The organism is Streptosporangium sp. NPDC049644, assembly GCF_040675205.1.
Classification (GTDB): domain Bacteria; phylum Actinomycetota; class Actinomycetes; order Streptosporangiales; family Streptosporangiaceae; genus Streptosporangium; species Streptosporangium fukuiense.
This window is the reverse complement of the sequence record NZ_JBFAOJ010000027.1, coordinates 86,746-100,685: the sequence shown is the minus strand read 5'-3', so window position 1 is coordinate 100,685 and position 13,940 is coordinate 86,746. Positions and strand designations below refer to the sequence as shown.

Below are 13,940 nucleotides of genomic sequence, written 5' to 3'. Positions count from 1 at the left end.
GGCGAGCATGAACATCTCGACCTTGTGCTCAACGGTGTTCGGCATCTCGGTTCTCCTCTGGGGGTAGGGGGTCAGGAGTCGTGCTGCGGGTGAATCGACGCCCAGCACGGCCTCGCGGGGCTCGATCTGCTCGACGTGCTCGATCAAACCCAGGACGTGGTCCGGCTCGATCAGCCACTGCAGCGCCGTGGCGCCGGTCTCGTCGGCCGAGACCAGTTCGGCCTGCTCCTTGCGCTCGTCGTCGTCCAGGTCGGCGTCAGGGTGGTTGATCTCCTTCAGCGCGGCGGCCTGCAGGGAGGCGATGTCCTGCACCTCCACGGTCAGCTCAACAGTCAGACGCAGATAGCGTTCAGTGCCCGATTCATCACTCATGGTGGAAATCCTAGTGCCTGGTAAGGGTCGGACAGGGCCTGCGCCCTGTCCGTTGGATCTTTTGCCCGCCGCGAGATCCGCGGGACGGGGCTAGGGGAGCTTCCACTCCACGGGGGTCGCACCCTGCTGCTGGAGAAGCTCGTTGGTCTTGCTGAACGGGCGGGAGCCGAAGAAGCCGCTGCGGGCCGACAGGGGGCTGGGGTGGGCCGACTCGATGGCCGGGATGTCGCCGAGCATCGGGCGCAGGTTGCGGGCGTCGCGCCCCCACAGGATCGCCACCATCGGCTGCTCGCGCGCGACGAGGGCCTTGATGGCCTGCTCGGTGACCTCCTCCCAGCCCTTGCCCCGGTGCGAGGCGGGCTTGCCCGGCATGACGGTGAGCACCCGGTTGAGCAGGAGCACGCCCTGCTCGGCCCAGGGGGTCAGGTCGCCGTTGCTCGGCATCGGCAGCCCGAGATCCTCGGTGAGCTCCTTGTAGATGTTGCGCAGGCTGGCCGGGATCGGGCGTACGTCCGCGGCGACGGAGAAGCTCAGACCGATGGGATGACCCGGTGTGGGGTACGGATCCTGTCCCACGATCAGCACTTTGACCTGGTCAAAGGGCTGTTGGAAGGCGCGGAGCACGTTGGCCCCGGACGGAAGGTACTGCCTGCCCTCCGCCACTTCCCTCCGGAGGAACTCGCCCATCTCGGCGATCTTCTCAGCAACGGGTTCCAGGGCCTTGGCCCACCCGGCTTCCACGACTTCGTTCAAGGGACGTGCGGCCATGTGCAGGACCCTATCGATGTTTTAGGCCCGGTACGGCGCGTGCCGGAAATCGGCGCGCGCCCTACCGGGCCTGCCCCTGTCGTTACTTCACCGAACCGGCCATCATTCCCTGCACGAAATACCTCTGGAAGGCGAAAAAGAGGATCAATGGGATGATCAGCGACAGGAAAGCGCCTGGCGCAAGAATGTCCACATTGGTTCCGAATTGCCGCATCTGGGACTGCAGGGCCTTGGTCATCGGCTGGTTCTCGGTGTTGGCGAAGACCAGGGCGACGAGCAGGTCGTTCCAGACCCAGAGGAACTGGAAGATGCCGAGCGAGGCGACCGCGGGCTTGGCCAGCGGGAACACCACGGTCGAGAAGATCTTCCACTCCCCGGCGCCGTCCATCCGCGCCGCCTCGAGCAGCGAGCGGGGGATGCCCGCGAAGAAGTTGCGGAGCAGGAAGATGGCGAACGGAAGCCCGAAGGCGACGTGGAAGAGGACGACGCCCGCGATGGAGCCGAAGATGCCGACCGTGCCGTAGAGCTTCGCGATCGGGATCAGCGCGATCTGGATCGGCACCACCAGCAGGGCGACCACCACGAGGAAGAGCGCGTCCCTGCCGGGGAACTCCATCCAGGCGAACGCGTACGCCGCCATGGCCGCGATGCCGATCACCAGGAGCGTCGCGGGCACCGTGATGAACACGGTGTTCCAGAACGACGCGGTGAACCCGCTCGCCAGCAGGTCGGTGTAGCTCTTGAGGGTGAACTCGGCGGGTTTGGTCAGGGCGGTCCACCAGCCGGTGGAGTTGTTGGCCGTCTCCTCGCGGAGCGAGACCACGAACAGCCCGAGGGTCGGGACCAGCCAGAAGACGCCGATCAGCACCAGCACCGCCTGGACCAGGCCGCCGCCGATCCGGTCGACGACGCGGCCCGCCACGCTGCGCGGTGGAGCGCCGAGGGTGGTGGAGGTGGTCACTGGTTGTCCCTCCTGAACCGGCGGATGTTGAGAATCATGAAGGGCAGCACGAGGACCAGCAGGAAGATGGAGAGCGCGCTGCCCAGCCCCTGGTCGCCTCCACCGCCGAAGGAGACGCGCCACATCTCCAGCGCGATCACGTTGGCCTGCGGCTGCACCGATCCCGGCGCGATGACGAAGACCAGGTCGAAGACCTTCAACGTGTTGATGATCATCGTGACGAACACGACGAGCAGCACCGGGGCGAGCAGCGGGACGGTGATCTTCCGGAACACCTGCCACTCGGTGGCGCCGTCGATGCGGGCCGCCTCGAGCGCGTCACGCGGGATGGCGGCCAGGCCCGCCGCGATCAGCACCATGGCGAATCCGGCCCACACCCAGATGAACGCCCCGATGATCGCCGGGGTGATCAGCGTCGGTCCCAGCCAGGAGATCCCGTTGAAGGGCGCCTGGAAGTTCGACGCCGGCAGCCGCACCTGGTAGTCGCCGGGGGCGAGGCCGGTGAAGCGGAAGGTGCCGTCGGCCTCGGTGTGGGCGGTGGCCTGGACGGCACCGTCCCTCACCGCCTCAACGGTCACCCCGACCAGACCTTTCTCCTGGGGGTCCACCTGGTTGACCGCTCCGCCGCCGCCCTGGGTGAAGTCCACCCACACCGTCCCGGCCAGCTCGCCGGGACCCGGCTGGGCCGCCTTCGCCGGCGCGGCCGAGGCGAGGGAGTCCGGTTTCACGCCCACCAGCGGGACGAGCACCGCCTTCCCCGGGGCGGCGGGCTGCCTGCTCACCACCGCGCCCTGCGAGGCGGCGACCGGTGCCTGGTCGTTCTCCCTGGGACGGGCGTCCGGGTAGCCCTGGTCGGAGCCGAAGAGGCCGCTCACCGAGGTGATCACGGCGTTGGCCACGCCCCGGTCGGGAGCCTGCTCGTACACCAGGCGGAAGATGACGCCGGAGGCCATCAGGGAGACGGCCATCGGCATGAACACGATCAGCTTGAAGGCCGTCGCCCAGCGGATCCGCTCGGTGAGCACGGCGAAGATCAGACCCATCGCGGTGACCAGGAGGGGGGCCACCACCACCCAGATCAGGTTGTTCCTGATCGTGATCAGGGTGGCGGAGTCACTGAAGATCGTGGCGTAGTTCCCCGCGCCGACGAAACCGTCACCGTTGGCGTCGTAGAGGCTGCGGAAGATCGAGTAGACGATCGGGTAGATCACCATCACGCCGAGCAGGAGCGCTCCCGGCAGCAGGAACCAGATCGCCATGCTCGGCGGCGGTCCCAGCCGGGCGGCCTTCTTCGCCGGCTTCAACGGCGCGGCGTCCCCGGCGGGGGCGTCGGGTGGGGGGGTGCGGACCTCGGGGCCGGCGTCGGGCGCCGGTCGCAGGGTGTCGTTCGGTCCGGGGGAGGACCCGCCGGCGGTGTCGCCGTGCGGGTCCTGCGGGCCGTCTAACCGGTTGGTCACGGCCTTGCTCCCTTACTTCCAGGCTTTCTTGGCCTCGGCCTCAAGCTTGGTCTGGATGCCCTTGATGTCCGAGGGATCGCGCACGAAGTCCTGCAGGAGCTTCCACTGGCCCTTGCCGTCCGTGCCGCCGAAGGCGCTCGGCGCCAGGTCGGACATGTCGTAGCGGACCGCGTCACCGGCGGAAATGATCGTCTGGGCGAGCTGCTTGGTCAGCTCGGCGGGGTAGTTGTCGGGGGAGACGTTGCGGTTGGGGGAGAGGTAGCCGGGAAGCTTCGCCCAGATCTCGCCGCCCTCCTTGGAGGCGAGGAACTCCAGCAGGGCCATCGCGCCCTTGGAGTCCTTCAGCACCACCGCGATGTCGCCGCCCAGCACGACCGGCTCGGTGTCACCGGCCTTCGGGAACGGGAAGTACTTGGCCTCCTCGCCCAGCTTGGCGCCCGACTCCTCGGCGGTGGTGCCCACGAAGTCGGCCTCGATGACCATGGCGGACTTGTCCTGGCCGTAGACCTGGGTCACGCAGGTCGGGAAGTCGGTCTGCAGGGCGCCGGAGGAACCGCCGAGCAGGAACTCCTTCTTGCCGACGAGCTGCCCGATCTTCTCCAGCGCGGTGGTCACGCTGGGGTCGGTCCACGGGATCTCGTGCTTGGAGAGCTTGGTGTAGTTCTCCGGGCCCGCGCTGGACAGGTAGACGTTCTCGAACAGGTCGGTCAGCGTCCAGCCGGAGGCGCCGCAGAGGGAGAACGGCGGGGTGCCGGAGTCGGCGATCGTCTGGGCGGCCTTGACCAGGTCGTCCCAGGTGGCCGGAGGCTGCACCCCGGCGTCCTGGAACGCCTGGTCGCGGTACCAGATGAGCGACTTGTGGGCCGCCTTCACCAGCACGCCGTAGGACTGGCCGCCCGCCGACCCGAGCTCCTTCCAGTACGGGGTGTAGTTGTCGTCGATCTGCTTCTGGACCTCGGCGGTGAGCGGCTTGAGCGCCTTCTGGTCCGCGTACTGCTGGACCAGGCCCGGCTGGGGCAGGATCGCGATGTCCGGCGGGTTGCCGCCCTCGATGCGGGGACCGAGGTAGGCGCCGGTGTCCTCACCGGTGGAGGCGTAGGTGACCTTGGCGCCGGTCTTCGCCTCGAACGCCTTGAGCACTTCCTGGAAGTTGGTCTGCTCGGCGCCGGTCCACTTGGCGGCGACCTCGATGGTCACCCCTTCGAGGGTCTTGGCGGCGGGCGCGGACGCGCCACCGGCCGGTGTGGTGGGGGTCGACTCGCCGCACGCGGCGAGTGCCAGGGCGAGTCCTGCCGTGGTCACCGCTGCAATGGTTTTACGCATGCCGGGTAGACCTCCTGAGGTATTGAGGTTTTGAAATGGGGATATATGGGGACTTGCCAGCACTTGAGGTGGGGATGACGGCTCGCTCCGAGGGGTGGCCCCGGGTCAACGAACCCGAATGATCTCGTCGAGCTGGCCTTTCATGGAGGCGACAACGTCGTCGCCGGCCTCCTCGAAAGGGGGAGTGAGCGCGTTGGAGACCGCGCTGGCGATCACCAGGCTCACCTGGTTGTAGTTGGCGCTCGCCGGTCTGGGGCGGGCGGAGAGGATGCTCTGCTTCAGAACCGGCAGGTAGGGGAAACGCTTGATCAGACCGGGGTCGTCGTACAGCTCGGCCCACACGGGCGGGAACGAGCCGTCGGCGAGCACCCGCCGCTGGTTCTCCAGGCTGGTGAAGTAGCGGATGAACTCGGTGGCCGACTTCTGCCGCTTGGAGAAGGCGCTCACCGCGAGGTTGTAGCCGCCGAGTGAGCCGGCTCCCGGGCCGTTCAGCCCGGGAAGCCTGGTGACCCCGAACTTGTCCGCGACGGACGAGAGGGTGGCCGGCCCGTACGCGTGCGGCCAGTTACGGGCGAAGGCCAGCTTGCCCTCCTGGAAGGCCATTCGCGACTCCTCCTCCTTGAAGGAGAGCGACTCGGGCGGAATCCAACCCTCTCTGAACCCGTTCACCAGAAAGTCCAGACCGGCCTTCGCCCTGGCCACGTCCATGGTCACCGAGGTGCCGTCCGGGCTGAGGATCTGCCCACCCGCCGACTGCACGGCCTCGGTGAAGTTGACGGTCAGGCCCTCGTAGGCCAGGAACTGCCCCGCGTAGCCGCCGATGTCGTACTTGGTGCGCAGGGTCCGCGCCTGCTTGCGCAGTTCGGCCCAGGTCTTCGGTGGTTCGAACCCCTCCTTGGCCAGCAGGTCCTTGCGGTAGTAGAGCAGCCCGGCGTTGCTGGTGTACGGCACCGCCCAGAGCTTGCCCCGGTAGAGTGCCGTGTCGACGACCGGTGGCAGGAACCGGTCGAGCGGGAACATCGCGCGGTCCAGCGGCAGGATCCAGCCCGCCTCGGCGAACTCCGCCGTCCAGACCACGTCCAGCCCGAGCACGTCGTAGCGGTCACTCCCCGCCTGCAGGTTGGCGACCATCTGAGCGCGCTGCTCGTCGGCCGCCTCGGGCAGTTCGAGCAGGCTCACCCGCTCCTCGGGGTGCGTCTGGTTCCACCGATCCAGCAGCGGTTGCAGATACGCCGTCGTGTCGCGGCCGATGACGAGGGTGAACGGGCCGGTCCCGCCGAACCGTTCGGTCTCCTGCGAGCCGGCCGCCGAGCACCCCGCCACAAGAAGCACGGCGAGCACGACGGGGATGAGTCGGCGCACCGTGACCTCCAGGTTTCCCGTTGATTACATACGTGTTAGGTAGATGCATGCATGTTATGCATAGCGATAACATCATCGTCAACGGATAAACCCGTAACGCTCACGTAACGAGCTCTCCGAGGAGGTGGGGCGTGCGGCCGATGCTGCTGGCGCTCCTCGCGAAGGAACCTGCCCACGGGTACGAGCTCAAACAGGCCCTTGAACAGATCTTCGGCAGCGCCTATCCTTCCCCGAACATCGGGCAGATCTACGTCACGCTCGGCCGTCTGGAGAAGGACGGCCTCGTGCGCGTCGTGGACGTCGAGCAGTCCAACCGGCCGAACAAGAAGGTCTACTACCTGACGGCCGCGGGCCGCGAGGCCCTCGAAACGTGGGTGGACGAGCCCACCGAGGGGCCCAGGGTCAGAGACGAGTTCTTCATGAAGCTCGTGCTGGCCCCGATGACCGGCATCGCCGACAGGATGGCGATGATCAACCGCCAGCGCCGTCACTACCTCGGACTCATGCGTGACCTCAACGAACTCGCCGGGCGGACCGACCGCGACAATCGCGCCGCGCTCCTGCTCATCGAGGGGGCCATGCTCCATCTCCAGGCTGATCTCGACTGGCTCGAACGTTGTCAGGAGGAGCTGAGTTGACGTCCCCCGTGGTTGACACCGTCAATCTTGTCAAGATCTACCAGGACGGCGAGGTGCCGGTGCCCGCCGTGCGAGGGGTCGACCTGCGGGTGGAGGCGGGAGAGTTCGTGGCGGTCATGGGACCGTCGGGCTCCGGCAAGTCCACCCTGATCCACATGATCGGCGGCCTTGAGGCCAGAACCAGCGGCGAGATCTGGCTCGACGGACAGCGGGCCGACATGCTGAAGGAGAGCGCCTGGGCGCTGCTCCGCCGCAAGAAGATCGGTTTCGTCTTCCAGTTCTTCAATCTCGTCGCCAACATGACCGTGGCCGACAACGTCGAGCTGCCCGCGCTGCTGGCCGGGGTCTCCGCGAAGGAGGCCCGCAGCCGCCGCGAACACCTCCTCGGTGAACTCGGCCTGACCGCCCGCGCCGACGCCGCGCCTGCCCAGCTCGCCGGCGGCGAGCAGCAGCGGGTCGCGCTGGCCCGCGCGCTGGCCAACAAACCGAGCCTGCTGCTCGCGGACGAGCCCACCGGCAACCTCGACAGCCGCAACACCCGCGACGTGCTGCGCCTGCTCGGCGAGGTCCACCGCGAGGGCCAGGCCATCGTCCTGGTCACCCACGACGCCCGGGTGGCGAGCCTGGCCGACCGGGTGGTCTCCCTGCTGGACGGCCAGATCGTCGACGACGGCGGCGCCGGCCTGGCCCGCCGCCGCCCCAGGGGCGGCCCCGGTGACGTCATCGAACTGAGAGGTTGACCGGTGCGACTCCCCCCTCCCCGGCCGACATCGCCGGGGATCGCCCGAACCATGCCTTCGCGGACCGTACGGCCTTCGCCGCCGGGAGCGTCGCGGTGAGCACGGTCCACGCCTCCGTCAGGTGGATCCGGGCCGACCTCAAAGCGCGCAGGGCGCAGGCACTGCTGACGGTGCTCGCCGTGGCCGGGATCGTCGCGGCGCTGATCACCTCCGCGACCCTGCTGGAAGACGGCACCAACCCCTGGCGCGGCCTCTTCGCCGAGTCCAGAGGCGCGCACGTGTGGATACACACCAGGGACGCCCCCGATCCGGTCGCGCTGACGAGGCTCCCCGGCGTGGTCCAGGTCGCCGGTCCCTACCGGTCGGCCCCGGTCACCCTCACGCTGGAGGGCAGGAAGTCGCCGGTGGCGCTGCGGGAGATCGCCGCGACACCGCAGCAGGTCGCCGTCCCGCTGGTCCGCGAGGGGCGCCCGCTCCGCTCCGGCGACACCGACGGCGTGGTCGTCGAGCGCTCCTTCGCCAAGGCGGTCGACCTGAAGGTGGGCGCCCCGTTCCCGGTGACCGGGCTCAACGGCGCCACCCACCCGCTCATCGTGGTCGGCCTGGCCGACAGCGCGGAGCAGGGCTTCTATCCCGAGTGGACGCCCGGCCTGGCCTGGACGCTCGCGCCGATCCTGGCCCGGGTCGAGCCCGCGCTGGGCCGCAGCGAGTCGGTCACCGGGCTGCGCCTGGCCGACGGCGAGGCCACGCTGCCCGCCGTGCACGGTGCCGTCACCCTCCTGGAGGGGCAGATCCAGCGGATGTCCACCTGGCGCGAGGTCCGCGCCTCGATGGAACTGGACAACCGGCTGCTCGGCCTGCTGCTCGCGCTGTTCGGCGTCACCGGGCTGGTCGCGGCCGCGCTCGCCATCGCCAACGCGGTGGGCGGCCGGGTGCTGGCCCAGACCCGCGACATCGCCACCCTCAAGTCCCTCGGCTACACCCGGGGCCAGGTCTTCGGCGTGCTCATGGCCGAGCATGGCGCGCTCGGGCTGCTCGGCATCGTCATCGGGCTCCTCTGCGGCCAGGTCGCCGCCTCGTTCGTGCTGGACGGGATGCCGATCCTGCCGCTCTCGCCGGGCCCGCTGCTCGCCATCGTCGGCGGTACCGCCGCGGTGGTCTGCGTGGCGGTGGCCCTGCCGGCCTGGCGCGGCGGGCGCACCCCTCCGATCCCCGCGGCCCCCGCGGCGCCGCTCCGGGGGCACCTGTCGCGCCTGGCGCGGCTGGCGCTCCTGCTGCGGCTGCCGCCCGCCCTGGTCCTGGGCACCCGCGACGCCTTCACCAGGCGGGTCCCGGCGTTCCTGAGCATCTTCGGCGTCGCGATCCCGATGATGATGATCACCATCGGGCTCGGCTGCTGGGCCACCCTGGACGACTTCCTCCGCCACCCCGAGCAGGTGGGCCAGGCGGCGGCGCTCACGGTGCGCCCGGACAAGCTTTCCGCGGACGAGGCCCTCAGGATCGCCAGGGCCGACCCCGAGGTGCTGGCCGCCTATCCCGGCGCCGAGGTGCTCGCCCTGGAGCCCGAGCAGACCAGGAGCGTGCTGGCCCGCGCCGCGGGCACCTCGGCCGAGCCGTACCCGTTCTCGGTGGTCGAGGGCCGGATGTACGCCGCCAGGGGAGAGGCGGTCGCCGGGCAGGGGCTGCTCGACCTGCTGGGGGTGCGGATCGGCGACCGGGTCCGGCTGACCGTGGGCGGCACCCCGCTGATCGTGCACCTGGTGGGCCGGGTGGTGGAGCCGGACCAGGACGGGGAGGTGCTCTCCTTCGGCATCGACAGCCTCGCGGCCAAGGACGCGGTACCGCCGCAGTTCTACAGCCTGGTGCTCAAGCCGGGCGCGGACCCGGCCGAGGTGCGGGCGCGGCTGCTGGCCGCCTCGGGAGAGGCCCTCGAGGTGCACCGGGTGGTCAATCCGGCCGAAAGGCTCGCGATCATCCGGGTGGTGATCGTGGCGCTGATCGGCGTGCTCGCCCTGCTGGGCCTGGCCAACCTCCTCACGGCCGCCGCCCTGGGCCTGCGCGACCACGCCTTCGACCTCGCGGTGCTCAAGGCCATGGGCCTCACCCCCAGGCAGGTGGCCGCCACCCTGGTCACCGGGACCGGCCTGCTGATCGTGCTGGGCGTGGTCGCGGGCACCGCGGCCGGGGCCTCGCTGGTCGGCGGGCTGATCGACCTGCAGGGCCACACCAGCGGCGTCGGCGCCGGCATCGGCCGTACGCCCTCGGCCCTGACACTCGCCGTCGCGATGCTCGTCGCGGTCGGCTCCGCCCTGCTGGTGACGCTGATCCCGGCGGGCCGCGCGGCCCGCGCCCAGGTCCCGGTAACGGCCAGATAGCCCCGGGACACGTGTCCCGGGGCCATCCCTCGAAAGCCGTTCTCAGGGCCTGAGCGAGAACCAGTAGAAGCCGTGACCCGGCAGGGTCAGCAGGTACGGCAGGGTGCCCACCGCGGGGAAGTGCACCCCGCCCCTGGCCTCGACCGGGGTCATCCCCGCGAAGCGGCGCAGATCGAGCTCGACCGGCTGGGGGTACTTCGACAGGTTGTTGACGCAGAGCATCAGGTCGTCCCCGTCCTCACGGACGAAGCTGAGCACCGCGGGGTTGCTGGACCACAGTTCGTTGTAGACGCCGGTGCCGAAGACCGGGTGTTCACGGCGGATCGCCAGCATGTTCCTGGTGAAGTGGAGCAGCGACGCGGGGTTCCGCTGCTGCGCCTCCACGTTGACCGCCTGGTAGCCGTAGATCGGGTCCATCACGGCGGGCAGGTAGAGGCGTCCGGGGTCGGCCGTGGAGAAGCCCGCGTTGCGGTCCGGGCTCCACTGCATCGGGGTGCGGACCGCGTCGCGGTCCTCCAGCCAGATGTTGTCCCCCATGCCGATCTCGTCGCCGTAGTACATGACCGGGGAGCCGGGCAGCGAGAGCAGCAGCGCGGTGAACAGCTCGATCTGGTCGCGGTCGTTCTCCAGCAGCGGGGCGAGGCGGCGCCGGATGCCGAGGTAGGCCCGCATGCGCGGGTCCTTGGCGTACTCGGCGTGCATGTAGTCGCGCTCCTCCTCGGTGACCGTCTCAAGCGTGAGCTCGTCGTGGTTACGGAGGAAGATGCCCCACTGGCCGCTCTCGGGGAGCTTCGGAGTCCGCGACATGATCTCGGAGATCGGCTCGCGGCTGCCCCGCCGCACGCCCATGAAGATGCGCGGCATGAGCGGGAAGTGGAAGGCCATGTGGCACTCGTCGCCGCCGGCCGCGGGGTCGCCGAAGTACTCGACCACGTCCTCGGGCCAGCCGTTGGCCTCGGCCAGCAGCACCCGGTCGGGGTAGAGGCGGTCGACCTCGGCGCGGACCTTCTTCAGGTAGGCGTGGGTCTCCGGCAGGCCGGAGCAGTCGGTGCCCTCGCGTTCGAAGAGGTAGGGCACCGCGTCGAGGCGGAAGCCGTCGATGCCCAGGTCCAGCCAGAAGCGCAGGACCTCCAGCATGGCCTCCTGGACCGCCGGGTTCTCGTAGTTCAGGTCCGGCTGGTGGTGGAAGAAGCGGTGCCAGTAGTACTGCTTGCGGATCGGGTCGTAGGTCCAGTTGGACTCCTCGGCGCCGATGAAGATGATCGGCGCGTCGGGGTAGCCGGTCGGGCTGTCCGACCAGACGTAGAAGTCGCCGTACGGGCCCTCGGGGTCGTGCCGGGACGCCTGGAACCAGGGGTGCTTGTCGCTGGTGTGGTTCATCACCAGGTCGGTGATGATGCGCAGGCCCCGCTGGTGCGCCGACTCGATCAGCTTCACGAAGTCTCCGAGGTCGCCGAAGTCCGGGAGGATCTTCATGTAGTCGGAGATGTCGTAACCGCCGTCACGCAGGGGGGACTCGTACAGCGGGAGCAGCCACAGGCAGTCGACGCCGAGCCACTGGACGTAGTCCAGCTTCTCGATGAGGCCGCGCAGATCGCCCGTGCCGTCGCCGTTGGAGTCCTTGAACCCGCGGACCAGCACTTCGTAGAAGACGGCGCGCTTGTACCACTGGGGGTCGGCCGAGACGAAGTCCTCGGCGACGGACTCGTGCGCGGGGGAGGGGGAGGGGGAGGGGGATGAGGTCATCGTGTTCTCGCTCACGGTGATGAAGGGCAGGACGAAGTCACCGGATGCTCCGGCTGATGATGTGTGGTGACCGCGCCGGCTGGAGTCGTCATCCCCATGAGCTCCATGCCCTCGGACAACCGAATTTGTGATTCGGGGCCATCCGTTGTGGCGCTTTCTGGGCCGAACACTACCAGCCGAGTGAACCCGTCGAAGCCCTCTTGGCAGGGGAGGTCGCCTCTGTCACACGGAATCGGGGCGCGCATCGCGCCATGCCCGCGTAATCGCCGCGTCGCTTACTGTTTTCCTGCCTGAAACACGACACGCCCCAACGGGGTGACCTCGGCTTATGGCGGCGGCCCCGGCCGGGGCGCGCGCGGTGCGGCGGGGACGCGCTCCGGCGTTCCCGCAGGGGGGCCGAGCCCGATTCCGGGGGCGCAGGAAAACTCCGCGGGGCCGTGTGGTAGGGCCCCGGCGGGCGGAGGCGTCAGGAGGTCAGCTCCAGGGCGGGGTGAGGTCGGGCAGCCGGTCCTGGTAGTCGCCGAGCCAGGCGCCGAACAGCACCAGGCCGCGCACCCAGAAACGGTCGTTCCAGCCGTTGAACCGCGTCAGGCCGTCGGGGCCCTCGGCGATCACGGTGTGCAACTGCTCGGAGAGCAGCGAGGGCACGGCGTCGGCGACGAGGGTGAGCATCCGGTGGCCGTACTCCCTGGCGGGTGCGGCGGCCGAGCGGAGCGGGACCCGCGCCAGCGGCTGCTTGACCACGTTGGTGGAGGGCAGCGCGGCCACCCGCGGGTTGGCCGCGTACAGCAGCTCGCGGTAGAAGCGCCCCTGGTCCTTGCGGTTCACCCCGACGGAGAGCGCCGCGTCGAAGAAGTCGGGGTGCATGAACGGCGCCGTGAACGAGACCTCGGGGCCGACCAGGTTGACCGGGGAGCGGGCGATGCCCCGCGCCGTCCTGGTGTGCAGGACCGACAGCGGCAGCTCCGCCCGGTGGCCGTTGAGCATGGAGGTCGACTGGGTGAAGGCGTGCCCGACGCTGTCGGTGATCCACTCTTGCGCCCGCTCCGACAGGAAGGACGTGGAGGGGGAGCCGAGCGCCAGCGAGCCGAGCAGCGCGGCCTTGCGCCCGGCCTGGTCGGAGGCCTCCAGCGCGGCCCCGCTGACCATGAAGTTCTTCAGCAGCGGCCCCCCGGCCAGCCCGTCGACCAGGGTCCGCCCGGCCCGGTGCACCTCGCGGGCGAAGGGGGTGTACCAGGCGTGGTGCGGGGTGAGGAACTCCAGCCGTCGTGCCGCGGCCAGCGCGTCGTCGGGATAGGCGGCGGCGTCCTGGGGGATCACCCGGTGGCGCACGCCCAGCTCGCGGGTTATCGCCTTGGCGAAGACGATGTCGGTGTCGGTGCCGTCGTCGGGACTGGTCGTCCACGACTCCACGTCGGCGCCGCGGGCCACCGCCACCGAGCAGAGCAGCCGCGAGTCGTAGCCGCCGCTGACCGGTACGAGCAGCGGGCGCCCGTCGAGCTCCTTGTAGACCTCGTGCAGGATCTCCAGGATCTCCCCGGCGGTCCTTCCCGCCTCGTACGGCTCCTCGCGCAGCCACCGGGGCAGCATCCGCTCGACGGAGATCCGGCCCGACGCCCGGTCGAAGACCAGCGCGCTCGCCCCGGCCAGCCGCTTCACCTGCGTGTAGGGGGTGTCGTCGCGCAGCGGGAAGGTGAGCTGGATGATCGAGGCCCAGGCGTCCCAGTTGATCTCGTACGGGGTGCGCGCCAGGGAGAGCAGCGGTTCGAGCAGCGAGGAGAAGTAGAGCGCCCCGCCGCGGAACAGGTAGTAGACGTCCACGAGGCCGAGGCCGCCGGCGTGCAGGGTGATCCGCTCGCCGTCGTCGATCAGGCCGGGCGTCTCGTAGGTCTCGGCCACGGTGATCCACCGCGCCTTCCCCGCTGCCGCCCCGCCGGGTTTGCGCTCCCCCCAGGCGAAGGCCCAGCTGTGCTCGTCCCGCCGGTAGGGCGGCAGCGGGGAGGAGCTGAACAGGGTCGCGTGCCGGTTCTGGACGGCGGGCCCGACCCGCGGTCCCGCCCCGCGCAGCGTCTCCAGGACCGCCTCGTCGAGGTGCCCGATGCCGCCGCAGACGTACGGCCTCACATTGAACGTCGGCCACTGCACCGTGCTGACTCCTCTATGTCGCGATTGAGCAAAGGGTATCCTTTCGCCCGGCT

Annotated in this window: 11 protein-coding genes; 3 read left to right on the top strand and 8 right to left on the bottom strand. The window is 69.7% G+C overall.

What is annotated here, in order from left to right; all coding sequences use genetic code 11:
• The 6 genes from AB0J58_RS17965 to AB0J58_RS17940 all read right to left on the bottom strand — a co-directional run.
• The coding region (locus AB0J58_RS17965) for a hypothetical protein (protein ID WP_364216745.1) at nt 1-372 on the bottom strand (372 nt) is incomplete at its 3' end.
• 90 nt (nt 373-462) lie between these two features.
• A complete protein-coding gene (locus AB0J58_RS17960; RefSeq protein WP_343975768.1) occupies nt 463-1,140 on the bottom strand; it encodes a uracil-DNA glycosylase in 678 nt (225 codons plus the stop codon).
• An 82-nt stretch (nt 1,141-1,222) separates the two neighbouring features.
• A complete protein-coding gene (locus AB0J58_RS17955; RefSeq protein WP_343975765.1) occupies nt 1,223-2,101 on the bottom strand; it encodes a carbohydrate ABC transporter permease in 879 nt (292 codons plus the stop codon).
• Complete coding sequence (locus AB0J58_RS17950; RefSeq protein WP_364216742.1) at nt 2,098-3,558, bottom strand: ABC transporter permease subunit; 1,461 nt, start codon at nt 3,556-3,558, stop codon at nt 2,098-2,100. Before AB0J58_RS17950 ends, AB0J58_RS17955 begins: the two co-directional genes overlap by 4 nt.
• A 12-nt stretch (nt 3,559-3,570) precedes the next feature.
• Complete coding sequence (locus AB0J58_RS17945; protein ID WP_364216739.1) at nt 3,571-4,881, bottom strand: ABC transporter substrate-binding protein; 1,311 nt, start codon at nt 4,879-4,881, stop codon at nt 3,571-3,573.
• A 105-nt stretch (nt 4,882-4,986) separates the two neighbouring features.
• Nucleotides 4,987-6,243 carry an ABC transporter substrate-binding protein gene (locus tag AB0J58_RS17940; protein ID WP_364216737.1) on the bottom strand — a complete coding sequence of 419 codons (1,257 nt, stop codon included), beginning with the start codon at nt 6,241-6,243 and terminating at the stop codon, nt 4,987-4,989.
• 140 nt (nt 6,244-6,383) lie between these two features.
• Here AB0J58_RS17940 and AB0J58_RS17935 point away from each other — a divergent pair, with 140 nt between their 5' ends.
• From AB0J58_RS17935 to AB0J58_RS17925, 3 genes are read left to right on the top strand one after another with little or no spacing between them, the layout of a single operon-like run.
• Nucleotides 6,384-6,881, top strand: a complete 498-nt coding sequence (locus AB0J58_RS17935; protein WP_364216751.1) for a PadR family transcriptional regulator — start codon at nt 6,384-6,386, stop codon at nt 6,879-6,881.
• On the top strand, nt 6,878-7,621 hold the full coding sequence (locus AB0J58_RS17930) for an ABC transporter ATP-binding protein (protein WP_364216734.1): 744 nt from the start codon (nt 6,878-6,880) through the stop codon (nt 7,619-7,621). The genes AB0J58_RS17935 and AB0J58_RS17930 overlap by 4 nt, the downstream gene beginning before the upstream one ends.
• A complete protein-coding gene (locus AB0J58_RS17925) occupies nt 7,618-9,996 on the top strand; it encodes an FtsX-like permease family protein (RefSeq protein WP_364216731.1) in 2,379 nt (792 codons plus the stop codon). The genes AB0J58_RS17930 and AB0J58_RS17925 overlap by 4 nt, the downstream gene beginning before the upstream one ends.
• Before the next feature lie 42 nt (nt 9,997-10,038).
• Here the strand turns inward: AB0J58_RS17925 and treS are convergent, their stop codons facing one another.
• Nucleotides 10,039-11,742, bottom strand: a complete 1,704-nt coding sequence (treS, locus tag AB0J58_RS17920) for a maltose alpha-D-glucosyltransferase (RefSeq protein ID WP_364216748.1) — start codon at nt 11,740-11,742, stop codon at nt 10,039-10,041.
• Nucleotides 11,743-12,216: 474 nt separating this feature from the next.
• Nucleotides 12,217-13,887, bottom strand: coding sequence for an asparagine synthetase B family protein (locus AB0J58_RS17915; protein ID WP_364216728.1), 1,671 nt, complete (start codon nt 13,885-13,887; stop codon nt 12,217-12,219).
• Nucleotides 13,888-13,940: the final 53 nt, after the last annotated feature.

What these genes read in the sequence shown, in the direction of transcription:
- AB0J58_RS17960 (WP_343975768.1), bottom strand. Translation starts at nt 1,140, where the DNA reads ATGGCCGCACGTCCCTTGAACGAAGTCGTGGAAGCCGGGTGGGCCAAG.
- AB0J58_RS17945 (WP_364216739.1), bottom strand. Translation starts at nt 4,881, where the DNA reads ATGCGTAAAACCATTGCAGCGGTGACCACGGCAGGACTCGCCCTGGCA.
- AB0J58_RS17935 (WP_364216751.1), top strand. Translation starts at nt 6,384, where the DNA reads ATGCTGCTGGCGCTCCTCGCGAAGGAACCTGCCCACGGGTACGAGCTC.
- treS (WP_364216748.1), bottom strand. Translation starts at nt 11,742, where the DNA reads ATGACCTCATCCCCCTCCCCCTCCCCCTCCCCCGCGCACGAGTCCGTC.